This window comes from Actinacidiphila yeochonensis CN732 (assembly GCF_000745345.1).
Lineage (GTDB): Bacteria > Actinomycetota > Actinomycetes > Streptomycetales > Streptomycetaceae > Actinacidiphila > Actinacidiphila yeochonensis.
On record NZ_JQNR01000003.1, the window covers coordinates 1,155,223 to 1,178,865 of the forward strand.

Sequence of the window (23,643 nt, forward strand, 5' to 3'; positions counted from 1 at the left end):
CCGGGTACGAGCGCGTCGGGTGGCCCGGGCCGCCCGGCGACCTCCGCCCGCGCTCCCCGGCCTCCGGTCCGACCGGCCGCCGCTCTACCGCCGCCCTGTCCCCGGAGCCGCCCCCGGGGACGGCTCAGAGCAGCCGCTCGATCTCCGCCGCGATCGGGTCGGCGTCGGTGCCGACGACCACCTGCACGGCCGTGCCCATCTTCACCACGCCGTGCGCCCCGGCGGCCTTCAGGGCCGTCTCGTCGACCCGCCCGGGGTCCACCACCTCGGTGCGCAGCCGGGTGACGCAGCCCTCGATCTCCTCGATGTTGTCGATGCCGCCCAGGCCGGCGACGATCTTCTCTGCCTTGGTGGACATGCGCGTCTCCTGACTGTGCGCGGTTCCCGGCAGGCCCGCCGGCGGTCCTGCCGTCCGTTATGTCACGTTAACGCACGGTTGGCCGAAGGTGCCGGGCGTGGCCGCCCGGCGGCAGGGCGGTGACAGGGCGGCGGGGAGCCGGGGGAACGCGGGCGCGGCCCGGCAACCGGCGGACGGCTCAGGCAGCCGTTCGGGGGATGCCCCCGGTCACGCGCCCCCGGCCCCTCCGGCTGTACCCGGTCACACCTCGTAGACGGCGCCGGCCCGGGCGAGGTCGACGGGGCCGGCGAACACGTCCCTGGCGTCGCGCAGGTTCACCGCCGGGTTGGTCCACGGCGGGATGTGGGTGAGCACCAGCCGGCCCGCCCCGGCGGCGGTGGCGGTCTCCCCGGCCTGGCGTCCGTTGAGGTGCAGGTCGGGGATGTCCTCCTTGCCGGCGGTGAAGGACGCCTCGCACAGGAAGAGGTCCGCGTCGCGGGCCAGGTCCAGCAGCGCGTCGCACGGCCCGGTGTCGCCGGAGTAGGCCGCCGTGCGCCCGCCGGCCTCGATCCGGAAGCCGTACGCCTCCACCGGGTGACTGACCGCGCGGACGGCCACCTCGAACGGGCCGAGCCGGAAGGAGCCGGGCTCCAGGGTGCGGAAGTCGAAGACCTCGCTCATGCACTTCTCGTCCGGCACGTCGCCGTAGGCGATGCTCAACCGCCGCTCGGTGCCGGTCGGACCGTAGACGGGGATCGGCTCGGCGGGGCCGCCCTCGTGCCGGTAGTAGCGGGCCACGAAGTAGCCGCACATGTCGATGCAGTGGTCGGCGTGCAGGTGGCTGAGGAGGACCGCGTCGAGGTCGTACAGGCCGACGTGGCGCTGGAGCTCGCCGAGCGCGCCGTTGCCCATGTCGACCAGCAGCCGGTAGCCGTCGGATTCGAACAGGTAGCTGGAGCACGCCGAGTCCGCGGACGGGAACGAGCCCGAGCAGCCGACGACCGTGAGGTTCATCGCGGGGTACACCTCCGTGGGCGCGGCGCGCCGCCCCGAGTCCGGCTCCAGCCGTGGCGGCGGCCCGCCACGTTCTAGAGAGGGTAAAGCGGGGTGCTGGACGCCGCGCTCCCACGGGGCCGGGTTGTGGGCGGAATCACCACTCCTGTTCACCCACAGGCGTGGAACACCGTTCGTGCATCCGTCACCGGCATGTGCCGACCACACCCGGACGGGTGAGGTCGCTCGCCGCGGCGGGCGGTCGGCCGCCCGCCGCGGCGCCGGTGCCTCACGCCCAGAGCTGGCCGTGGAGCGCCTCGATCGCCTCCTCGGTGCCGGCGGCGGTGTAGATGCCGGTGGACAGGTACTTCCACCCGCCGTCGGCCACCACGAAGACGACGTCGGCCCGCTCCCCCGCGCGGTGCGCGCGGGCCGCCACGCCGAGCGCCGCGTGCAGCGCGGCGCCGGTCGACACCCCCGCGAACAGCCCCTCCAGTTGCAGGAGTTCGCGGGTGCGGCGGACGGCGTCGGCGGAGCCGACGGAGAACCGGGTGGTGAGCACCGACTCGTCGTACAGCTCGGGCACGAAGCCCTCGTCGAGGTTGCGCAGGCCGTAGACCACGTCGTCGTAGCGCGGCTCGGCCGCCACGACCGCCACGCCCGGCACCTTCTCGCGCAGGTAGCGGCCGACGCCCATCAGGGTGCCGGTGGTGCCCAGGCCCGCCACGAAGTGGGTGATCGTGGGCAGGTCGGCGAGGATCTCCGGGCCGGTGGTGGCGTAGTGCGCGCCGGGGTTGGCGGCGTTGCCGTACTGGTAGAGCATCACCCAGTCCGGGTGCTCGGCCGCCAGCTCCTTGGCCACCCGCACGGCGGTGTTGGAGCCGCCGGCCGCGGGCGAGGAGATGATCTCCGCGCCCCACATGGCCAGCAGCTCCCGCCGCTCGGACGAGGTGTTCTCCGGCATCACGCAGACCATCCGGTAGCCCTTGAGCCGGGCCGCCATGGCCAGCGAGATGCCGGTGTTGCCGGAGGTCGGCTCCAGGATGGTGCAGCCCGGCGTGAGCACACCCTCCGCCTCGGCCCGCTCCACCATGTACAGCGCCGGGCGGTCCTTGATCGAGCCGGTGGGGTTGCGGTCCTCCAGCTTCGCCCACACGCTCACCTCGTCCGAGGGCGACAGGCGCGGCAGCCGCACGAGCGGCGTGTTGCCGACCGCCGCCAGCGGGCTGTCGTAGCGCATCAGCGGCCGCCGGCCGACCGCGCCGCCGTGCCCGTACCCGCCGTGCCCGTACCCGTGCCCGCGGCGGTACCGGAGCCGCCGGCCACCGCGGGCAGGATGGTGACGCTGTCGCCGTCGGCGACCTTCGTGGCGATGCCGTCGAGGAAGCGGACGTCCTCGTCGTTGAGGTAGACGTTCACGAAGCGGCGCAGCTCGGCGCCGTCGACCACGCGCTCGCGGAGGCCGGCGTGGCGGGTGTCGAGGTCGGAGAAGAGCTCGTCGAGGGTGCTCCCGCTGCCCTCCACCGCCTTCTGCCCGTCGGTGTAGGTGCGGAGGATGGTCGGGATACGGACCTCGATGGCCATGGCTGCGCTCCTGTGGGTGCGTGAGAGTGCTGGACTGTGCTGAAGGGCCGTGCGTGCGATGCGCGGGACGTGCGGTTCACGGGCGGCGGCGCCTGGAACGGCGCGGTGGGGCGGGCGGACGGAAACGGCCCGCGCCGGAGGGGCTTCAGCCGCGCGGACAGGCCGCACTGGTGCGGCGGCACAGGTCGACGTGCAGCCGCGCCACGAGCAGAGTGCCCGGCGCCGAGATGCTCACGTCGTGGAGAACCATGGGGTCATCGTATCGATTCCCCCGTTCGGCCCCAGGGATGTGTCTCACGTTCCGGGACTCAGACGTAGGACCGCACGATGGTGACGGGTTCCTCGGTCACCACACCGTCCACGATGCGGAACGAGCGGAACTGGAACTCCTCGGCGGTGGACACCAGCACGTAGTGCGCGCCGGGCTCGTTGGCGTAGGAGATGTCGGTGCGCGAGGGGTACGCCTCGGTCGCGGTGTGCGAGTGGTAGACCACCACCGGCTCCTCGTCCCGGTCGTCCATGTCGCGGTAGAGCCGGAGCAGGTCGGTGGAGTCGAACTCGTAGAAGGTGGGCGAGCGGGCCGCGTTGAGCATGGGCACGAAGCGCTCGGGACGGCCGCTGCCCTCGGGGCCCGCGACGATCCCGCAGGCCTCGTCGGGGTGGTCGGCCCGCGCGTGGGCCACGATCGCGTCGTGGAGCTCCTGGGTGATGGTCAGCATGCGGGCAACGTAACAGGGGCCCTTCGACTACCGCATCGGTGTTCCGGCCAGCGGATCAGGGTGGTCGTCGGGGCCCTGGTCGGGCTGCGTGCCGGGCTGCGTGCCGCGCTCCTGGCCGGGCTCCCGGTCGAGCTCCCGGTCGGGCTCCGGGCCGGCTGCCGCGGCACCCGGTCCGGCGGGCTCGGGGTCCGCGACCGGGTGGGGGACCGGGTCGGTGGCCTGGACGGCGATCGGGTCCTGCGCCGGGTCCACGGCCCGGTCCGCGACCGGGTCCGGCTCCCGCCCGGGCGGCAGGTGCGCGGGCGGGCGAAGGCGGCCGGGGAGCGGCGCCGCAGCGCCCGGTAGCCGACCGCGAGCAGCGCCGCCCACAGCGGCGCCCCGTAGAGGCTGACACGGGCCTGGGCGTCGATCGCGACGACCACGACGACCAGCGCGAGGAACGCCAGCGCCGCCCACGACGCGGCCGCGCCGCCGGGCGCGGTGAACCACGCCGCCGCGGCCCGCCCGGCCCGCACCGCGGCCCGGTAGCGGATGTGGGCGACCAGGATGACGCCCCAGGTCCAGACGGCGGCCACCGTGGCGAAGGCGGTGATGTAGGTGAACGCGCCCGCCGGATCGACGTAGTTGACCCAGACCCCGACACCCATCGCGGCCACCGAGGCGAGGGTGCCGCGCGCCGGGGTGCGGCGGGCCGACAGCTTGGTGAACGCCCGCGGGCCCTGCCCGTTCACGCCGAGGTCGCGCAGCATCCGGCCGGTGGAGTACATCCCGGAGTTGCACGAGGACAGCGCCGCCGACAGCACGACGAGGTTGACCACGCCGGCCCCCAGCGGGATGCCGATCCGGGCGAACGCGGCCACGAACGGGCTGGTGCCGGGCTGGAACGCCGTCCACGGCACCACGCACAGGATCACGGCCAGGGAGCCGACGTAGAACAGCCCGATCCGCCACGGCAGGGTGTTGATGGCCCGGGGCAGGGTGCGGCGCGGGTCGCGGGCCTCGCCGGCGGTGACGCCGACCAACTCGACCGCCAGGTACGCGAAGGTGACCATCTGGAGCGTCAGCAGCGCCTGGCCCACCCCGTGCGGGAAGAAGCCGCCCTCGCGCCACAGGTGCCCGACGGAGGCGGTGCTCCCGGCCGAGGAGACGCCCAGCAGCAGCACGGCCAGGCCCACCAGGATCATCCCGACGATCGCGGTGACCTTGACCGTGGAGAGCCAGAACTCGACCTCGCCGAAGACCCCGACCGAGAGGAAGTTCACCGCCAGCAGCAGCACCAGGAAGCCCAGCGCCGCCGCCCACCGCGGCACCTGCGGCCACCAGTAGGCGAGGTACGCGGCGGCCGCCGTCACCTCGGCCATGCCGGTGACCACCCACATCAGCCAGTACGTCCAGCCGGTGACGTAGCCGGCGAACGGCCCCAGGAACTCCCGGGCGTAGTCGGCGAAGGAGCCCGGGGCGGGCCGGTAGGCCAGCAGCTCGCCCAGCGCCCGCATGATGCAGAAGACGGCCGCGCCGGCCAGCGCGTACATCGCCAGCAGGCCGGGGCCGGCCTGGTGGATGGCACCGCCGGCGCCGAGGAAGAGGCCGGTGCCGATGGCGCCGCCGATGGCGATCATCTGCACCTGCCGGGCCCCCAGCCCCCGGGAGTAGCCCCCGCCCGCTCCGCGGCCGTTCTCCACCCCGGCCGCCGGGCCGGCCGTGGTCCCGGCCTCTGCGCCGTCCGCGGTCCCGTCCGCCGTGCCGTCCGTTATCTCCGCCATGGCCGATCCGTACCACCGCCGTCCGGGCGGCGCGCCGGGCCGGGAGCGGCGAACCCCGGACGGCCCACAGCGGGCCCGTACCGGACCGGCGGGCCCGGCGCGGACCGGCGGGTCCGGAAAGGGGCGGCGGGTCCGGGCTCGCGGAGAGACGGGGCCGTTCGGCTCACGGGGTGATCAGCTCGTGAGCCGAACACCTCATGAGCCGATCAGCCGCCGATCAGCCCATCAGCCCATCAGCGTCTCGACCAGCGTCTCCTGGAGGCCGCCCAGCCACAGGTACGCCATGACCAGCGGCTTGCGCGGGTCGCTGTCGGGCAGGTGGAAGAGCTCGCTGCCCTCGTCGTCGCTGACCTCCAGCCGGGTGCCGAGGGTCAGCCGCAGGTCGTTGAGGGCGCCGAGCCAGTGCCGGGAGTCCTCCGGGGTGAGGGTGAGGCGGGGGCCGCCGGAGTCGAGCACCCGGATCATCGACAGGGCGTCCTCGCGCTTGCGGGCGCGCAGGTCGTTCTCGGTGAACCGGCGGAACTCCGAGGCGTCCTCGGAGTCCTCGTAGGCGTCGGGGAAGAGCCGGGCGAGCGCCGGGTCGTCCGGGGGCTTGCTGGGGCCCTCGGCGAAGAGCTGGGCGAGCGGGTCGTCGTCGGCGCCCGCGGCGTCGCCGGGGCCGACCAGCTCCAGCAGCTGCACCGCGAGGCTGCGCAGGATGGAGATCTCGACCTCGTCGAGGGTGATCGCCGCGCCGCCGCCGGGGGCGGACTCGAAGACGCCGGCGCGGTTACGTCGGCGCGCCATCAGCGGTCCTGCGACAGCGTCGCCCACAGGCCGTAGCCGTGCATCGCCTGCACGTCCCGTTCCATCTCCTCGCGGGAGCCGCTGGAGACCACCGCCCGGCCCTTGTAGTGCACGTCCTTCATCAGTTTGGTGGCCTTGCCCTTCGAGTAGCCGAAGTACGTCTGGAAGACGTACGTCACGTAGCTCATCAGGTTGACGGGGTCGTTGTGCACGAGGGTCACCCATGGCACGTCGGGCTCGGGGACCGCGTACGGCGCCCGGCTGGGCTCCGTGCGCTCGATCTCGGGGGCCGCGGGGGCTCCCAGGACCGGGGCTGATGGGGCTGCCCCGGCGGCGGCGGGCCGCCGCGGGAGGAGGGTGGGAGACGGGTGGGCACTCACACTCCCATGCTGCCGCTGTCCGGGGGCGTCGCACAAACGGGCGTGTGAGAGGACCCACACGCCGTACCCCGGCAGGGATCTCGTCACACTGACGCAAACGGGGGTAGCATCGCGGCATGAGCGCAGCAGACCTGGCACTGCCGGTGGACGTGCCGTCCACGGCCCTGTTCACCGACCGTTACGAGTTCACCATGCTCCAGGCGGCACTGCGCAGCGGTGCCGCGCACCGCCGGTCGGTCTTCGAGGCGTTCACCCGCCGCCTGCCCGAGGGACGCCGCTACGGAGTGGTGGCCGGGACCGGCCGGGTGCTGGACGCGGTGGAGAACTTCCGGTTCGACGACCGCCTGCTCGCCTTCCTCGACCGCGAGCGGGTGGTGGACGCGGCGACGCTGAAGTGGCTCGCGGGCTTCCGCTTCACCGGCGACATCTGGGGCTACCCCGAGGGCGAGGTGTACTTCCCCGGCTCGCCGCTGCTGCGGGTGGAGGGCAGCTTCGCGGAGGCGGTGCTGCTGGAGACGGTGGTGCTGTCGATCCTCAACCACGACTCGGCGATCGCCGCGGCGGCCTCTCGGATGGCGGTGGCGGCCGGCGGCCGGCCGCTGATGGAGATGGGCGCCCGGCGCACCCACGAGCTGGCCGCGGTGGCCGCCGCCCGGGCCGCGTACGTGGGCGGCTTCGCCTCCTCCTCCAACCTCGCGGCCGGCTTCCGCTACGGTCTGCCCACCATCGGCACCAGCGCGCACGCGTTCACCCTGCTGCACGACACCGAGCGGGACGCGTTCACCGCGCAGGTGGAGTCGCTGGGCCGCGGCACGACGCTGCTGGTGGACACCTACGACCTGACGGCCGCGGTCCGCACGGCGGTGGAGGTGGCCGGGCCGGAGCTGGGCGCGGTGCGGATCGACTCCGGCGACCTGCTGCTGCTCGCCCACCGGGTGCGCCAGCAGCTGGACGACCTGGGCGCCCGGGACACGAAGATCGTCGTCACCTCGGACCTCGACGAGTACGCCATCGCCTCGCTGGCCGCGGCGCCGGTGGACGCGTACGGGGTGGGCACCTCGCTGGTGACCGGCAGCGGCAACCCGACGTGCTCGATGGTCTACAAGCTGGTGGCGCGCTCGTCCGGCTCGTCCGCGCCGGAGGCCGAGCTGGTGCCGGTGGCGAAGAAGGCGCTGGGCGGCAAGACGAGCGTGGGCGGCCGCAAGTGGGCCGCGCGCCGGCTGGACGCGGACGGGGTCGCCGAGGCCGAGGTCGTCGGCAGCGGGCCGGTGCCGGAGGAGCTGCGCGACCGGCAGCTGCTGGTGCCGCTGGTGCGGCGGGGCGAGGTCGTCGGCCGCGAGCCCCTCGACGCGGCCCGTGCCCGGCACATCGCCGCGCGCGGCGGCCTCCCCCTCTCGGCGACCCAGCTCTCCCGTGGCGAGGCCGTCATCCCCACGGAAATGGCCTGACCTCTCCCCCGGGCGGCCCCGGGGCCACGGGGGTCGCCGGGGGCGCCGGGGGTCCACGGGTCGCCCGAGGTCCCCGGCGGTTTCCCCGGGAGGCCCCACACCCTTTCGGGGCTGTTCGCGCCGCTCCCGAAGGGGCACGGGAACAGTGCGAACAGCCGCCACCGCCCCGGCGGGCGGCCGACGACACCCACACCCGCGGCGGGAAGCCGCGCCAGACCCACCCGGGAGGGTGACGCGCCCCAGGTTCCGGGCCGGAGGCCGATTCCGTACCCTCGTTACCCCACACCGCATGAACCCTCGGAGAGACCATGCACCGCGCACTGATCGTCATCGACGTGCAGAACGACTTCTGCGAGGGCGGCAGCCTGGCGGTGCCCGGCGGTGCCGACGTCGCCGCCGCGATCACCGACCTGATCGGGGAGTCCGCGGGGTCCTACCGGCACGTGGTGGCCACCCGGGACCACCACATCGACCCCGGATCGCACTTCTCGGACACGCCCGACTACGCGACCTCCTGGCCCCCGCACTGCGTGGCCGGTACGGAGGGTGTCGGGTTCCACCCGAACTTCGCCCCGGTGGTCGCCTCGGGCGCGATCGAGGCGGTCTTCGACAAGGGCGCGTACACCGCCGCGTACAGCGGCTTCGAGGGGGCCGACGAGAACGGCCTGCGGCTGGCCGACTGGCTGCGCGCGCGGGACGTGCGCGAGGTGGACGTCGTGGGCATCGCGACCGACCACTGCGTACGCGCCACCGCCCTGGACGCCGCCCGCGAGGGCTTCGCCACCCGGGTGCTGCTGGAGCTGACGGCCGGGGTATCGGCCGCGACCACCGAGCTGGCCCTGGGCCAGCTGCGGGAGGCCGGCGTGGAGCTGAGCGGCAAGCCGCTCGTCCAGAGCTGACCGCCCGGGAGCCGGGGAGCCGGGAAGCCCAGGAGCCGGGGAGCCGGGCCTGGAACCAGGACGCCACCTGGCCCGGTGCCGTCCCCGTGGGCGCCCGAGGCGGCAGGAGCTACCGGCCGACCCGGTGGCCGGCGGGGTGCGCGGCGTGCCGGCCGGCCGGGTGGGCCACCGGACGGCCTCCGGGGTGGTCGGCGGACTGGAGGCGGTGCGCGGCGAAGCGGTCCAGCGCCGACCGGGGGTTCCAGGGGTCCGTACCCAGGGCCTGGTAGTCGCGCCAGATCAGCCCGTCGGGGTGGTGCAGCACCGCGGTGACCTCGTCGGAGGTGGGCGGCTCCGCGTTGCCCGTGAGCCGGGCGCCGCGGAAGCCGAGGTTGCTCAGCCGGGTCAGCGCGCGCTGCCGGTTCGCCGCGTGCACCACGACCCTGACCAGCACGTTGGGACAGCCCGGGTGCGGCAGGCCGAGTGCGACCACGACCGTGCCTCCGGGGAGCCTGGTGAATCCGCCGACTGCCATGTCCACATCTTGTGCCGGACCGGCCGCCGCCCACCAGAGGGCGACGGCCGGTCCATGGATCAGCGCAGGTCAGAGGCGGATGTGACAAACGTTACATGGGTGACTTCAGTTGAAATCTGGACGATTTCGGACACCTACCGTCACCTCGGGGTCACCGGTGGGCCGGTCCGACACTGACCGTGACGGTGCTGCCGTCGCCCGCCTCCCGCAGGATGCCGATCCGGGTGTTCGTGTCCGGCACCTGGACGCTGCCGTACGGGTTGCTCGCGTACCAGTAGGTGCCGCTGTGGTCGTCGAAGACCGGCACGCCCGGCTCCGCCTTGATCCGGGTGGCGACCCCGTCCTGGTGCACGGTGAAGCCCGGCACCGCGTGCTCGCTGAAGGTGGCGTCGTACGCCTGCACGCGGTTGCGGATCACCGTGCCGTCGGAGAACAGCAGCGGCTTCGCGTGCGCGTCGACCGGCAGGATCTCGCCGCTGCCCGGGTGCTCGCCGACGTTGTTGTCCGCCTGCGAGGTGTCCCACAGCCAGACCAGCAGGCCGTTCTGGTAGGGGAAGTGCTCCACCCAGTCGGGCCGGGTCGAGGTCCACCCGAAGTTGTACGGGCCGGTGCGCAGCGTGGCGTCGTACGAGGTGTACTCCCGGTTCTCCACCACGTAGTACTCGGGGTAGTCCTTGGCGAAGGAGGCGCCGATGCGGGAGAAGCCGTCGGCGGTCCAGCCGTTGTCGCCGTCCTCGGCGCCGTCGCTGAGCACGGTCCGCCCGTCGGCGGTGACGGTGATCGCGTCGGCCGCGAAGCCCTTCTGCGCCACCCCGCCGTCGGTCTGGTAGCGGAAGCGCAGCTCGACCTGCTGGCCGGCGTAGGCGTCCAGCGGGTAGGAGAGGTCCTCGTACGCGCCGGAGGTGCCGGTCAGGGCGGGGACGTCGCCGCCGTCGCGCGGCAGGGCCTTGCCGTTGGCGGTGCCGTCGAGCGCGGTCCAGTTCGCGCCGCCGTCGGTGGAGACCTCGGCGTAGAGGTAGTCGTACCCGTCCTCGATGTCCCACCAGCCCTTGAGGCCGAGCGAGGCGCTGGAGGTGCCGGTGAGGTCCAGATGGCGGGTGAGGGTGTTCGACAGGTTGTCGCCCATGCCGCTCCACCACTGCGTGCTGCCCTCGGCCGGGGTGGCGACGGTCGTGGTGACGGCCTTGTCGGGCAGCTGCACCACCAGGGCCTGTTTGTCCTTCGTGTTGTACTCGGCCACCCCGAGCTTGGTGGTCGAGCGGGTCGCCGCCTTGGCGGTGCCGTAGTCGAGCCAGCCGAGCTGGAGCTTGTCCCAGGCGCTCATGTCGTCGGGCAGGTCGCCGATCGCGTTCTGGCCGGTCCCCATCCAGGAGCCGGAGGACATCAGGGTCCAGAACGAGGTGCTGTTCTCGCCGACGTAGCTGGTGTCGTACTCGTCCGGCAGACCGAGGTCGTGGCCGTACTCGTGGGCGAAGACGCCGAGGCCGCCGTTCTCCGGCTGGAGGGTGTAGTCGCCGACCCAGATCCCGGTGTCGCCGATCTCGGTGCCGCCGGCCTTGTCGCCCGCCGGGCCGGTGCGGCCGGCGTCGCTGCCGTAGGCGTACCAGCGGTGGGCCCACAGCGCGTCGGTGCCCTGGGCGCCGCCGCCGGCCGACTCGTCCTCGCCCGCGTGGACGATCTGGAAGTGGTCGATGTAGCCGTCGGGCTCGTTGAAGTCGCCGTCGCCGTCGTAGTCGTACCGGTCCCACTGGTCGTACTGGGCGAGGTCGGCCTTGATCTGGGCGTCGGTGGCGCCCTGGGCCTTCTGGTCGGCGACGTAGGCGGTGGTGGCGTCGCGGATCAGGTCCCAGGAGCTGGAGCAGATCGTGGAGCCGCACCAGTCCGAGCCGTAACGGGCCTCGTTGTAGGGGACCTTGACCCAGTCGGAGACCTGGCCCTCCACCGAGTAGCGGCCCGAGGACTGCTTCTCGTAGTACTTGGCCAGCGACTCCTTGTCCTGGTCGTGCGAGAAGTACAGGTCCTGGAAGTGCTGCTGGTTGTAATCCGCCTGCCAGGCCGTGGAGTTGTCCTGGCCGCGGTCGGGTTCGGCGATGGTGTTGTGCGCCGGGCCGGGCTGGCCGCCGTACTTGGCGGCGGGCGGCTCGGGGCCGTCGGGGCCGTCCGGGTCGTAGGTGGTGCTGCTGTCCACCTGGTCGCCGAACTCGACCAGGATGGTGAAGATCTTGTCCGTCTTCTCCCGGCCCAGCTCGACGTACTTGCTCTTCTTGCCCTTGCCCTTGCCGAGTTGGACGACGTCGGAGCCGCCGCGGTGCTGCACCGCGGTCTTGCCGGCGACCACCTGCTGGAGCGCCGCGGAGTGCTCGGCCGCCTGCTGCTTGCTGAACGGGCCCGGCAGATCGTGCGGTTCGCTCTGCGCGGGGTCGTGGACGGCAGCCGCGGCGGTGGCGGCGGCCGGTACCGCCGCATGGTCGGCGGCAGCGGCCGACACGGCGGTCGCCGGCACCCCGAGCAGGGCCGCCGCGACGGCGAGGGCCGCGCCACGGCGGGCCCCCCACGGTCTTTTCACCATTCTTGACCTCCCCTTGGGAAAGGCCATTGCACCGGATGGGGAACCGAAAAGACAGATCTTGACTTGCTCATGACGTCCCGTTAGGTTGCCCGCCTTCCGGGCTGCCCGCTCCGCTGACCGGACAGTCCCGGCTGTCGACCGCTGCGGCCCCGCACCTGCCGGGGCCCGGAGCTCCGCGCCGCTTGAGCCCGAACCTCCGCCCTGCCGGAGCCCGGAGCACCGCGCCGCCGGAGCCCGAACCTCCGCCCTGCCGGAGCCCGGAGCACTGCCCTGCCGGGCCCGGAGCACTGCCCTGCCGGAGCCCGGAGCACCGCGCCGCCGGACCCGCCCGAGGCCCGGACCCGCCGCGCCCCGGGACCCGCCCGGACCTGGGAACCAGCGCGCAGGCGCGCCGCGTGCCCCGCCTCTCTGCGACCCCGTGCGCCCCCTGCGTGCACCGCGCCGTTGGTGAGGCAATGCTTACCTGGCGATACCGCGGGGCATCCCGAAAGCCATGGAGCCGGCCGCGCACGCCGCTCCCCGGCCTCCCCTCAAGGACGGAACCCTCCGATGCCGCCTCCACCGCCTCCACCGCGCACGCAGCGCACGCAGCGCACGCAGCGCACGCAGCGCGTGCCGCGACCCACGACCGCGCAGGTCGCCGCCGGTACGGCGACCGTCGTCCTGTCCACCGTCGCGGTGCTGGCGCTGTCCGGTGCGCGTTCGGGCACGGCGGTGGCGGCGGTGGCGTTCGGCGCTCTGCTCCTGGGCACGGTGGTCGCCGTCCTGACCGGCGGCCGCGCCGCCGTCTCCCGGCCCTCGCCCGCGCCCTCTCCCGCGTCCGCGTCCCCGCCGGCCACCGTCCCGGGCGCCGGCCCGGCCCTTCGCCGCCCGCCCCCCGGCACCGCACGGTCCTGGCGTTCCCGGCCCGCTCGAACCGCTCGGCCCGCGCGGCACGCTCGCGGGCGGCGGCGCGGACGGGCGCCGGCTCCCGGGCGGAGTGATCCGGCCGCACCGTCAGGTCGCCTGGACGACCACGGTCTTGGCCGCCTTGTCCTGGACGCCCTGCTTGTAGGGGCGGTCGGAGAACACGGTCAGGCCGATGATCAGGAACCAGAAGCACGAGCAGCAGAACGCGGGCAGCCACAGGATCAGCGCCCGCACCGCCGCGGCGTTCGGCACGGGCACGCTGCCGTCGTTCAGCATCGCCACCCGCAGGCCCATCATGCGCTTGCCGACGGTCTGGCCGCTGGCGCGGGTCATGAAGAACTCGTACAGGAAGCCGATGCCGGCGGTGAAGACGCCGCCGACCGCCGAGCGGCCGGTGGAGAAGTTGTCGCCGTGGATGCCGACGGCCGCCCAGTCCAGCAGGAACGACGGGATCAGCACGATGACGATGTCGATGATCCGCGCCAGTACGCGCCGTCCCGGCTCGGCAAGCGGGGCCATGCCGGCCAACGGGTCAGGGCCGCCGCCGTACGGTCCCTGCTGGTAGGGACCCCCCGGGCCGCCAGGACCGCCGGGCCCCCGGGGCCGCCGCCCGGACCGCCGTGGCCCCAGTCGCCGCCTCCCCCTTGGCCGCCGCGGCCCCAGTCGCCGCCTCCGCCCTGGCCGCCCTGGCCGCCCTGTTCCCAGGGCCCCTTCTCGTACGGGTTGCGCGGGCCGCCGGGGGGAGGCGGGCCGTAGGGGCCGCCGCCGTACGGACTGCCGGGGGGCGGCTGGTCCGGGTGCTGCCCGCCGCCGGGCCGGTCGTACGGCGACCCGCCGGACGCACCGGGGCCGCCGCCCTGAGGAGGCCGGTTGCCGAACGGGTCGTCAGGTGGGCCGGGCGGCGGCTGGTCGGTGCTCATGCCCCGAGTCAACCCCCGGGCGGGCGGGCCCGCCCGCCGACGGACGCCGATCGGAGTACCGCCGATCCCCATCCGTACGGCCACCCGGAAGGGTCACCCGCCCACGCCCCGGGCAGGCCCCGGCCTGTCGTCCAGCTCCGCTCCCCGACTCCGCTCCCCGGCTCGGTTCCGCGGATCAGCCGCCCGCGACGAACGTGCGCGCGGCCTTGTCGTGCCAGCCCTGCTTCCACGGCCGGTCCCACAGGCACCAGGCCACGCCCACGACGCCGACCAGCAGCAGGTCCAGCACCGTACGGACCAGCCAGCGGCGCAGGCTGGCGCCGAAGCCGGGCGGCTGCTGGGCCTCGATGTCCAGCACCTTCAGGCCGGTCAGCCGCTTGCCCGCGGTACGCCCCCAACGCGCGGTCGGCAGCACCTCGACGAGCAGGCAGGCGACCAGGAAGACGGCCAGGACGGCGCCCAGCTGCGTGCCCGTGGTGCCGTCGAGCAGCCAGACCCGGACCGTACGGCCGGTCAGCTTCGCCTGGTCGACCTTGTCCTTGGCGTGGTGGTAGGCCGCCGAGCCCAGCGGGACGGCCGCCACCGCGGTCACCGCGCCGACCAGCACGGTGTCGACCAGCCGGGCGAGCAGCCGCCGCACCAGGCCGCCCGGCCGGGCGTCGGCGCGGGCCGACGCGAACGGGTCGGCCGCGACCGGCTTCCAGGGCACCACCGGCCCCTCGCCCCGCGCCAGGTCCTGCACCTGCGCGGCCCACGGCACGGCGGCCGGCCCCTCGGCACCCTGGCCCTGGCCCTGGCCCTGGCCCGTCTCAGGGACCCGAGCCGGAGCCGGGGCCGGGGCCGGCGTCGGAGCCGGGGCCGGGACGCCGCCGACGGGTCCACCGCCGAAGGGCGGCGCGGACGCGTCCCCCGCGAACGGCGCGGCGGCCCGCTCCGCGCCCCAGGAGATCCGCGGCGCCCCCGGTCCGGGCGGAGCCGTCGGGTTGGGGCCGGGCGGCAGCCGCCGCTCGGGGTCACCGGTCGGCGCGCCCGGCCCCGGGGCCCCGGCGGCGGCAGGCCAACCCCCCTGCGGCGCACGCGGGTCGGGCAGCTGGGCGGCGGCCGGGCCGTACTGCGCGACGGGGGCGGCCGGGTCCTCGTCGAGGAACATCGGGCCGGACTCGTCGAGCGCCGGACCACCGCGCCGACGGGCCGCCGGGGGCGCGCCGCCGTCCGACGGGGCCGGCCGGCTGGTGCCGGGAACCCACGCGGAGCCGTCCCAGTAGCGGACGTACCGCGGGATCGAGGGGTCCGGGTAGTAGCCCGGGGCGGGAGCGCCGGGCATGGAACCTGGGGAGCCTGGGGAGCCGGACGGTGGAGCGCTCATCGTGCACGGAATCCGTATCTGCTCGGCCGGGGGTGGCAACGTCCACATCTACCAGACCGCGGCGCCCGTTGGGCCCGGCCCGGCGACCACCACTCCCCCAGCACGCCAATACCCCGGCGGGCGGGCCGCCGTCAGGCGTTCGGGAAATCCGGACCGATGCGCCCGCTCCCGCGTAATGGTGGCCCAGTCACGCGCTCTCTCCAGGTGCGGGCCCCGAACACGCCACCCGCCCCTGGGGCCACCGCGCCGAGGAAAGGACGTCGGACTCATGCAGAACGTGGTGGAACGCGAACTCGAAATGCGGCTGGTGCTGTCACCGGAGCGGAGCATTCCGGTTCCGGCACGGCTGTCCTACCGCACGGACGACCCGTTCGCTGTGCACATCACCTTCCACATCGGCTCGGCGGCGCCGGTCGACTGGACCTTCGCCCGCGAGCTGATCGTGGAGGGGGTGTTCCGGCCGTGCGGCAGCGGCGACGTGCGGATCTGGCCGACGAAGGCGGACGGGCGCGCGGTGCTGTGCCTCGCGCTCAGCTCGCCGGACGGCGACGCGCTGCTGGAGGCGCCGGCCCCGCAGGTGGCCGCCTGGCTGGAACGGACGCTGCGCGCGGTGCCACCGGGCACCGAGCACGAACAGCTCTCCATCGAGGACGCGTTGACCAGGCTGCTGGCCCCTGCGGCCGGCGACGAGGTGTGGCTGCGCGGCCGCCCCACCCCGCCGCGCCGACCCGGCGGCCCGGCCCGCCCGGCCCGCCCTGCCTGCCCGGGCGCGGAGGACGCCCCGGACGCCGGTGCCTGACCGGCCGTCCGGCCAGGGCGCCGGGCCCGGGCCGAACGGGCCGCACGGGCCCAGGCCGTACGGCCCCGGGCCGCCGCACGGTCCGGGGCCCGGCGCCCCGGACCCGAAGGCCCGGACTCCCAAGGCCCCGGCCTCAGAGCACCTTGCCCGGGTTGAGCAGGCCGAGCGGGTCGAGGACGGCCTTGATGCCGCGCTGCACCTCCAGCCCGGTGGGGCCGAGTTCGCGGGCCAGCCACTCGCGCTTGAGGGTGCCCACGCCGTGCTCGCCGGTGATGGTGCCGCCCAGCGACAGGCCGAGCTCCATGATGGCGTCGAACGACTCGCGGGCCCGCCCGGCCTCGGCCTCGTCGGTGCCGTCGAAGCAGACCACCGGGTGGGCGTTGCCGTCGCCGGCGTGCGCGCACACCCCGATCACCAGGTCGTACCGCCGGGCGATGGCGGCCACCCCGTCGAGCAGTTCGGCGAGCCGGCCGCGCGGCACGCACACGTCGTCGATGAGCATGGACGGCTTCACCCGTTCCAACGCCGTCAGCGACAGCCGGCGGGCCTGGAGCAGCATCTCCGACTCCTCCGGGTCGGAGGCCGGCACCACGTCGGTGGCGCCGGCGGCCTCGCACAGCGCGCCGACGGCGGCGAGGTCCGCGGCCGGGTCCTCGCTGTCGAAGGCGGCCAGCAGCAGCGCCTCGGTGGTCTCCGGCAGGCCCATCTTCGCCATCGCGTTGACCGCGCGGACGGTGGTGCCGTCCATCAGCTCCAGCAGCGACGGCACGTGGCCGCTCGCCATGATCGCGCTCACCGCGCGCCCCGCGCCCCCGGTGGAGGGGAACTCGGCGACCAGCGCCAACTGCGGGCGGGGCGCCGGGCGCAGCGCCAGCACCGCCTTGACGACCACGCCGAGGGTGCCCTCGGAGCCGACGAACAGCCGGGTGAGGTCGTAGCCGGCCACCCCCTTGGCGGTGCGCCGGCCGGTGGTCAGCAGCCGCCCGTCGGCGAGCACGACGTCGAGGCCGAGCACGTACTCGGCCGTCACCCCGTACTTCACGCAGCACAGGCCGCCGGCGCCGGTGGCGATGTTGCCGCCGACCGTGCACTGCTCCCAGCTCGACGGGTCCGGCGGGTAGCAGAGGCCGTGCTCGCCGACCGCCTTGGAGAGCACGGCGTTGACGACGCCGGGCTCGACCACGGCCACCCGGTCCACCGGGTCGATCTCCAGGACGCGGTCCATCCGCTCCAGGGACAGCAGGACGCAGCCGTCCACCGCGGAGGCGCCTCCCGACAGCCCGGTACGGGCGCCCTGCGGGACCACCGGCACCCGCAGCCCGCTCGCGGTGCGCATGACGTGCTGGACCTGCTCCACGGTGCGCGGGCGGACCACGGCGGCGGCCGTGCCGACCTCGGTGAAGCCCGCCATGTCGCGGGAGTGGGCGGCGACCACGTCGGGGTCGGTGATCAGCGCCTCGGCGGGCAGGCCGGCGGCCAGCGCGGTGATGAGTGTGTCGTGCATGGGCACACCCTCGCACCTCCGTGCGGGCCGCCTCAATGGCCCGCCACCTGCGAGTTTCGCGGTGACGGGCCGGAAGTGGACCGGTGCCGGGCGCCGCTGACTGGGGATCAGAGGTTGCCGCGCCGCTCCTGCTCGCGCTCGATCGCCTCGAACAGCGCCTTGAAGTTGCCCTTGCCGAAGCCCATGGAGCCGTGCCGCTCGATCATCTCGAAGAAGACCGTCGGGCGGTCCTGGACCGGCTTGGTGAAGATCTGGAGCAGGTAGCCGTCCTCGTCGCGGTCGGCCAGGATGCGCAGTTCGCGCAGGGTCCCGATCGGCACCCGGGTGTCGCCGACCCACTCGCCGAGGGTGTCGTAGTAGGAGTCGGGGGTGTCGAGGAACTCCACGCCCGCCTCCCTCATGTCCCGTACGGACGCGACGATGTCGTTGGTGGCCAGCGCGATGTGCTGCACGCCGGGGCCGCCGTAGAACTCCAGGTACTCGTCGATCTGCGACTTCCGCTTCCCGGCCGCGGGCTCGTTGAGCGGGAACTTGACCTTGCGGGAGCCGTCGGCGACCACCTTGGACATCAGCGCGGAGTACTCGGTGGCGATGTCGTCGCCGACGAACTCCTTCATGTTGGTGAAGCCCATGACCTTGTTGTAGAAGGTCACCCACTCGTCCATGCGGCCGAGTTCGACGTTGCCCACGCAGTGGTCGACCGCCTGGAAGGAGCGCCGCGCGGGCGGCGGCACGATCGGCCCGGCGGCGGCGTAGCCGGGCAGGTAGGGGCCGTCGTAGCCGCTCCGGTCGACCAGGGTGTGCCGGGTCTGCCCGTAGGTGGCGATGGTGGCGAGCACCACCGTGCCGTGCTCGTCCCGGAGTTCGTACGGCTCGACGAGACCGGTGGCACCGTTGCCGACGGCGTGCGCGTAGGCGGCGCGCGCGTCGGGCACCTCGATGGACAGGTCGACGACGCCGTCGCCGTGGGCCGCCACGTGGTCGGCCAGGAAGCGGCCGTGCTCGGTGGCCGGCTTGACCACGGAGGTGAACACGAACCGCGCGCCGCCCGACTCCAGGACGTGGGAGGCGGTCTCGCGGCTGCCGTTCTCAGGTCCGGAGTAGGCCGTACGGCGCATCCCGAACGCGGTGGAGTAGTAGTGCGCCGCCTGCTTCGCGTTGCCGACGGCGAAGACGACGGCGTCCATGCCCTTGACGGGGAAAGCGTCCTCGGTGCCCTTGGGAGCGGTCATGCTACGAGCCTCCCGCCCCCGTTCAGAGTGCGCAACAGGTGCGGATTCCGCTGGACAACCTGTACAGCCGAGGTGACGATCGTCCCGGCAATCCGTACATGATGACCACGGAGGCGGGCGGGGATGGGGATCGACGCGCTGGACGGCCGGCTGATCGCGCTGCTGGACGAGGAGCCGCGGATCGGCGTGCTGGAGGCGTCGCGCCGGCTGGGGGTGGCGCGCGGCACCGTCCAGGCCCGGCTGGACCGGCTGCTGGAGCGGGGCGTGGTGCGGGGCTTCGGGCCGCAGGTGGACCCGGCGGCGCTGGGCTATCCGGTCACGGCGTTCGCCACGCTGGAGATCCGGCAGGGCCAGGGAACCGACGTGCGGACGCACCTGTCGGGGGTGCCGGAGGTGCTGGAGTTGCACACGATCACCGGCGAGGGTGACATGCTGTGCCGCCTGGTGGCGCGTTCCAACGCCGACCTCCAGCGGGTGATCGACCGGGTGGTGGGCATCGAGGGCATCGTGCGGGCCTCCACGGTGATCGCGCTGGAGACCCCGGTGCGGCTGCGGATCATCCCGCTGGTCGAACAGGCCGCGCGCGAGGGCTGATCCGCGGCGGGACGGGAACGAGGAACCACCAGGGACGGGAACGGGAACGGGAACAGGGACGGGGACGGGAACGGGAACAGGGACGGGGACGGGGACGGGGACGGGCCGCAAACGGACGAAAGGAGAGCCGGGGCGGGCCGGCGCAGGAGGACGTACGGCGGGCGGAGCGGTCCGGGCGGCGACCGGAACCGGAACGCGGTGAAGAGCGACAGGTTTTTTGCGTAAGACGACTGCGCAGGATCTGTGTGCTCTCTACGGTAAGGACGTGCCAACAGCGCCCCACGACTCCTGCCGCGCCCCTCACGCCCCAGCCGCCCCCGCGCCCGGGGGCGCTGCCCGGGGTGCCCGCGCGGGTGGTGCGGCGGGGTCCTCGGACGCTGCCCACGGGCGCCCGAGGTGGCGTGCGGAGCCGCCGGCGGCCGGGCCGCTGCCCGGCCCGGCGGACGACGGCTCCCCGGTCCGCCCCCGCCCACCGGCCCGCGTCCGCTGGGCCCGCCGCGCCGGCTGACCACCGGCCGGACCGTCGACCGTCCTTCGGCAACCGCCGACCACCCGACCACCCGACCACCCGACTATCTGGGGGATACCGCCTTGAGCCCGCGCGACCCGTCCGCCGCACCGTCCGCCGCCGGCGCCCCGGCCGCCCGCCGCCCCGAGGGGTCAGGTCCCAGGGAGCGGTCCGGCGCGCCGGACGGCGCCGACCCGGACGCCGGCGCGCCGTCTCCTGACGGCCCGTCTCTTGACGGTCCGCCTCATGGCGGGCTGCTGGACCCGATCACCCCGCCAGGGCCCTCGGACGCGGCGGAACCGGCCGTCCCGGCGGAGCCGGCCGACGACTCGCGGGAGGCGGAGGAGGACCGCGGCCAGGAGCCCGCGCCGGGCGACGCGCCGCGCGACCGCCGTCCGCTGGCGCTGCTCCTCGCCGCCAGCGTGATCTCCATGATGGGCGGCACCCTGACGCTCGTCGCCGTGCCGTGGTTCGTGCTGGCCACCACGGGCAGCGCGGCGCGGGCCGGGGTGGTCGCGTTCGCGTCCGCCGTGCCCGTGGTGGTGGCCGCGGTGCTCGGCGGCCCGCTGATCGACCGTCTCGGGGTCACCGCGTCCAGCGTCTGCTCCGACGCGGTCTGCGCCCTGACGACGGCCGCGATACCCGTGCTCCACCTGCTCGGCGGGCTCACCTTCGGCCGGCTGGTCGCGCTGGTCGTGCTGTGCGGCCTGTTCCGCGCGCCCGGGGACACGGCGCGCGAGGTGCTGGTGCCCGCGCTGGCCGTCCGGGCGGGTACGAGCATCCAGCGGGCCAACAGCGCCTACGAGGGCGCCTACCGGGGAGCGCGGATGATCGGCGCGCCGCTGGCCGGCGTCCTGGTGGCCGTGCTCGGCGCGGTCAACCTGCTGCTGCTGGACGCCGGTACGTTCGCCGTCTCCGCGGTGCTGGTCGGGGTCGGCGCGCGCGGCGCCGTACAGCGCCGGCGGTCCGAGCAGCCGGCGGCCGGCGGGGTCCGCGCCGCCCTGGCGGGCTACCGCACCGACCTGCGGGAGGGCTTCCGCTACCTCCTCGGGGCCCGGCTGCTCTTCGCCATCGTCGGGATCGTGATGATGACGAACGCGCTGGACCAGGCGTGGTCGGCGGTGCTGCTGCCGGTGCAGGCCCGCGAGCGGCTGGGCGGCTCGGTCAGCCTGGGCGTGGTCACCGGCACCTTCGCCGGCGCCGCGCTGTGCGGGACGCTGCTGTACGGCGTGGTCGGGCACCGGTTCTCGCAGCGGACCCTGTTCATCGGCGGGTTCCTGCTCGCCGGCTTCCCGCGGACCCTGGTGGGGGCCTTCGTGCCGGGACACCTGGCGCCGCTGGTCGCGGTGTGCGTGCTCTGCGGGCTGGCCGGCGGTGTGATCAACCCGATCATCGGCTCGGAGCTGGTCAGGCTGGTGCCCGAACGGCTGCGCAGCCGGGTCTTCGGCGCGGTCAGCTCGGGCGTGCTGGTCGCGGTGCCGCTGGGCGGGCTGGTCGGCGGCTACGCCGTCCAGTACGCGGGCCTGACCACCGCCATGGCCGTCGTCAGCTCGATCTACCTGCTGACGACGCTGAGCCCGCTGGTGATGCCGGCCTTCCGCGCCTGGGACTCGGCCGGCGCGCCCGCACCGCTGGACGCGGCCCCGACGGGCTGAGCCCCCCGCCGGCTGCCACCGGCTGCGCATCGATCACCCCGGCCGCCTCGGGCCGCCTGGACGGTCCGCGTCGCGCGGAGGGTGCCCCTGCCGGTGCCGGCGGGTGGCGCCGGTGTCAGCAGGTGGGGGTGGCGTGGCCGGCGCGGATGTCGGCGAGGGCGGTCAGCGCGCCGTCGAGCGTGGTCACCGGGACCAGTTTCAGCCCGCCGGGCAGCTCCGCCGTGGCGTCCGAGCACTCGGCGCGCGGCACGAGGAAGACGGTGGCGCCGTCACGCCGGGCCGCCTGCTCCTTGAGCGGCACCCCGCCGACCGCGCCGACCGTGCCGCCCTCGGTGATCGTCCCGGTACCGGCGATCGTCCGGCCGCCGGTGAGGTCGCCGCCGTGCCCGTCACCGTCGATCTTGTCGATGATGCCGAGGGTGAAGAGCAGGCCGGCGCTCGGGCCGCCCACGTCGGCCAGCCGCAGGGTCACCTTGACCTGCGAGGACGACAGCCCGAGGTGCTTGAGGGCGGCGGCGGTCGCGTCCTGCTGGGACTGGACCATCTCCTTCTCGTTGGCCTTGTTGATGGCCGTGACCGAGCCGCCCGTGGGGTAGACGGAGTCCCGCGGCATCGCCGCCCGGTCGTCGGCGAACCAGGCCCGCGCGACGTCCGAGAAGCGCACGGTGGTGTTCGGCGCGGTGGCCGCGATGGTGACCATCCGCAGCTGGCCGCTGGTACGGCGGACCTGGACGCCGCTGACGGTGATCACCGGGGTGCCCTTGTCGGCGCCCAGGACGTCGGCGGTGATACCGGGCTCCACGATGGAGATCGGCAGCGGCGCGAGGGCGGCGACGAGCGCCAGGGCGACGACCACCACGGCGCACAGGGCCAGGGTCACCGTCCGGCGGGAGAGCGCAAGCATGCGAAGAAGCTTATCCGGGGCTCGGGGGTGGCTTCCCCGACGGTGCTTCCCGGCCCCCGCGACCCGCTGCTCCCCCGGCCGCGCCCGGGCCCGGTCAGTCCCGCGGCCGCGCCCCGACGCAGCCGCGTCGGACCCCGTCAGGCGGCAGGGACGGGGGCGGGGACAGCGGCCGCGGGTCCTGCCGTCCTGCGGGTCAGCGCAGGGCCTCGGAGACCTCCGTGGCCGCCTCGACGACCCGCAGGCCGACCCGCTCGGGTACCGAGTCCACGAGCATCACCACGCCGACGCTGCCCTCGATGCCGGGCACCCCCAGCAGCGGGGCGGCGGCGCCGCTGGCGCCCGCCTCCAGCTCGCCCGAGGTGATCACGTAGCGGAGGTGCTCCCCGCCCATGACCTGGTCGGTGCCGTCGACCTGGTCGTCCGTCCCCACCGGCCGCAGCGCGTAGTCGGCGAAGCCCTGGTAGCCGCCGCCCGAGAGGACGCCGCCCGCGTACGCCCCGGCTGCGCCGGCCGGCTCGACCGAGCCGTCCCGGTGCACCCGCTCCCAGCCGAGGCCGTCGGCGGCCGGCCGGATGCCGCGCCCGGCGAGGATGGCCCGCCCGGCCGCGCCGCGGTCCAGCGGGTGGCGGAAACCGGTGCGGTAGGCCACGTGGTAGTCGGTCCAGGTCGGTTCGACCACCGCCACGGCCAGCGCCTCGGAGCCGTCGACGAGGGTGAGGTGGGCGGTGGCGCCGATGTCCTCGGCCAGCGAGCGCAGCGCGGGCAGCGCGGCCTCGCGCAGCAGCGGGTGCACCTGGTGGGCCAGGCCCAGCACGCCTAGCCCCACCCGGGCCCGCCCGCCGAGGTCCCGGCGGACCAGCGAGTGCTGTTCGAGCGTGGCGAGCAGGCGGTAGACCACCGTGCGGTTCACGCCCAGCCTGGACGCCAACTCGGTCACGGTCAGGCCGTGATCGGTGTCGGCGAGCAACTTCAGGACCCTCAGGCCCCGGTCGAGCGTTTGAGACGTCTCCGCGGTCACGACGCCCCCTCCTCGTGAATCGGCGGCGCGTCCCACTGGACCCCTGGGGGCTCCGCACCGCCGGTCCCAACGGCAGTGCGCGGAGAGGCCGCCGGTCGGTTCTGAATACCGGCTGCGCTCCGCGGCTGCACTGCCACGGCGCGTGCGTGACCGGCACGCTAGCGAGGGAGTACCGCTCAGCGGAAGGGGTCGTCCACAATCCGGGCGCTGTCTTGACCTGGTCTTGACATGCCAAAGGTCCG

General features: G+C 74.6%; 20 protein-coding genes and 2 pseudogenes. 5 read left to right on the plus strand and 17 right to left on the minus strand.

Going from position 1 to position 23,643, the window contains the following annotated elements:
• Positions 1-124: 124 nt before the first annotated feature.
• From BS72_RS06395 to clpS, 9 genes and pseudogenes are all read right to left on the minus strand, one after another.
• Positions 125-391, minus strand: a complete 267-nt coding sequence (locus tag BS72_RS06395; RefSeq protein ID WP_265736783.1) for a PTS glucose/sucrose transporter subunit IIB — start codon at positions 389-391, stop codon at positions 125-127.
• 207 nt (positions 392-598) lie between these two features.
• Positions 599-1,351, minus strand: a complete 753-nt coding sequence (locus tag BS72_RS06400) for an MBL fold metallo-hydrolase (protein ID WP_037907078.1) — start codon at positions 1,349-1,351, stop codon at positions 599-601.
• 268 nt (positions 1,352-1,619) lie between these two features.
• A complete protein-coding gene (locus tag BS72_RS06405) occupies positions 1,620-2,570 on the minus strand; it encodes a PLP-dependent cysteine synthase family protein (RefSeq protein ID WP_037907081.1) in 951 nt (316 codons plus the stop codon).
• Positions 2,570-2,914, minus strand: coding sequence for a MoaD/ThiS family protein (locus BS72_RS06410; RefSeq protein ID WP_051950711.1), 345 nt, complete (start codon positions 2,912-2,914; stop codon positions 2,570-2,572). Before BS72_RS06410 ends, BS72_RS06405 begins: the two co-directional genes overlap by 1 nt.
• A 145-nt stretch (positions 2,915-3,059) precedes the next feature.
• Positions 3,060-3,164, minus strand: coding sequence for a putative leader peptide (locus tag BS72_RS39450; RefSeq protein WP_322942116.1), 105 nt, complete (start codon positions 3,162-3,164; stop codon positions 3,060-3,062).
• Between the two features lie 58 nt (positions 3,165-3,222).
• On the minus strand, positions 3,223-3,633 hold the full coding sequence (locus tag BS72_RS06415) for a Mov34/MPN/PAD-1 family protein (protein WP_037907083.1): 411 nt from the start codon (positions 3,631-3,633) through the stop codon (positions 3,223-3,225).
• Between the two features lie 296 nt (positions 3,634-3,929).
• Positions 3,930-5,252 (minus strand): annotated as a pseudogene (locus tag BS72_RS06420) (amino acid permease); the annotation flags it as partial.
• 369 nt (positions 5,253-5,621) lie between these two features.
• Positions 5,622-6,182, minus strand: a complete 561-nt coding sequence (locus tag BS72_RS06425; RefSeq protein ID WP_037907085.1) for a DUF2017 domain-containing protein — start codon at positions 6,180-6,182, stop codon at positions 5,622-5,624.
• Positions 6,182-6,487, minus strand: a complete 306-nt coding sequence (gene clpS, locus BS72_RS06430) for an ATP-dependent Clp protease adapter ClpS (protein ID WP_037907908.1) — start codon at positions 6,485-6,487, stop codon at positions 6,182-6,184. Before clpS ends, BS72_RS06425 begins: the two co-directional genes overlap by 1 nt.
• 191 nt (positions 6,488-6,678) lie before the next feature.
• Between clpS and BS72_RS06435 the strand changes: the two genes are divergently transcribed.
• Together BS72_RS06435 and BS72_RS06440 are read left to right on the plus strand one after the other, a co-directional pair.
• Positions 6,679-8,010: a nicotinate phosphoribosyltransferase gene (locus tag BS72_RS06435; protein ID WP_037907089.1), complete on the plus strand. Its 1,332-nt coding sequence runs from the start codon at positions 6,679-6,681 to the stop codon at positions 8,008-8,010.
• A 308-nt stretch (positions 8,011-8,318) separates the two neighbouring features.
• Positions 8,319-8,909, plus strand: a complete 591-nt coding sequence (locus BS72_RS06440; RefSeq protein ID WP_037907090.1) for an isochorismatase family protein — start codon at positions 8,319-8,321, stop codon at positions 8,907-8,909.
• A 217-nt stretch (positions 8,910-9,126) separates the two neighbouring features.
• Here BS72_RS06440 and BS72_RS37795 read toward each other — a convergent pair.
• From BS72_RS37795 to BS72_RS06460, 4 genes and pseudogenes are all read right to left on the minus strand, one after another.
• Positions 9,127-9,423, minus strand: a pseudogene (locus BS72_RS37795) (hypothetical protein); the annotation flags it as partial.
• Positions 9,424-9,574: 151 nt separating this feature from the next.
• A complete protein-coding gene (locus BS72_RS06450) occupies positions 9,575-11,992 on the minus strand; it encodes an immune inhibitor A domain-containing protein (protein ID WP_037907093.1) in 2,418 nt (805 codons plus the stop codon).
• Between the two features lie 996 nt (positions 11,993-12,988).
• A complete protein-coding gene (locus tag BS72_RS39455; RefSeq protein ID WP_037907095.1) occupies positions 12,989-13,420 on the minus strand; it encodes an RDD family protein in 432 nt (143 codons plus the stop codon).
• 576 nt (positions 13,421-13,996) lie between these two features.
• Entirely contained in the window at positions 13,997-15,145 is a 1,149-nt protein-coding gene (locus BS72_RS06460; RefSeq protein ID WP_051950712.1) for an RDD family protein, read from the minus strand.
• Between the two features lie 310 nt (positions 15,146-15,455).
• On the opposite strand from BS72_RS06460, the gene BS72_RS06465 reads away from it, so the two are divergent.
• Positions 15,456-15,986, plus strand: coding sequence for an SsgA family sporulation/cell division regulator (locus BS72_RS06465; RefSeq protein ID WP_078901057.1), 531 nt, complete (start codon positions 15,456-15,458; stop codon positions 15,984-15,986).
• Positions 15,987-16,119: 133 nt separating this feature from the next.
• Here BS72_RS06465 and BS72_RS06470 read toward each other — a convergent pair whose 3' ends face one another.
• Both BS72_RS06470 and hppD read right to left on the minus strand, forming a co-directional pair.
• On the minus strand, positions 16,120-17,490 hold the full coding sequence (locus BS72_RS06470) for an FAD-binding oxidoreductase (RefSeq protein ID WP_037907100.1): 1,371 nt from the start codon (positions 17,488-17,490) through the stop codon (positions 16,120-16,122).
• Between the two features lie 107 nt (positions 17,491-17,597).
• Entirely contained in the window at positions 17,598-18,722 is a 1,125-nt protein-coding gene (gene hppD / locus BS72_RS06475; protein WP_037907101.1) for a 4-hydroxyphenylpyruvate dioxygenase, read from the minus strand.
• A gap of 123 nt (positions 18,723-18,845) precedes the next feature.
• Between hppD and BS72_RS06480 the strand changes: the two genes are divergently transcribed.
• Together BS72_RS06480 and BS72_RS06485 are read left to right on the plus strand one after the other, a co-directional pair.
• Positions 18,846-19,316 carry an Lrp/AsnC family transcriptional regulator gene (locus tag BS72_RS06480; protein WP_037907103.1) on the plus strand — a complete coding sequence of 157 codons (471 nt, stop codon included), beginning with the start codon at positions 18,846-18,848 and terminating at the stop codon, positions 19,314-19,316.
• Between the two features lie 591 nt (positions 19,317-19,907).
• Positions 19,908-21,479, plus strand: coding sequence for an MFS transporter (locus tag BS72_RS06485; RefSeq protein ID WP_107498671.1), 1,572 nt, complete (start codon positions 19,908-19,910; stop codon positions 21,477-21,479).
• 115 nt (positions 21,480-21,594) lie between these two features.
• Here the strand turns inward: BS72_RS06485 and BS72_RS06490 are convergent, their stop codons facing one another.
• Both BS72_RS06490 and BS72_RS39460 read right to left on the minus strand, forming a co-directional pair.
• Positions 21,595-22,383 (minus strand): S16 family serine protease, encoded by a 789-nt coding sequence (locus BS72_RS06490; protein ID WP_037907106.1) that lies wholly within the window; start codon positions 22,381-22,383, stop codon positions 21,595-21,597.
• 193 nt (positions 22,384-22,576) lie between these two features.
• On the minus strand, positions 22,577-23,401 hold the full coding sequence (locus BS72_RS39460; protein ID WP_037907109.1) for an IclR family transcriptional regulator: 825 nt from the start codon (positions 23,399-23,401) through the stop codon (positions 22,577-22,579).
• Positions 23,402-23,643: the final 242 nt, after the last annotated feature.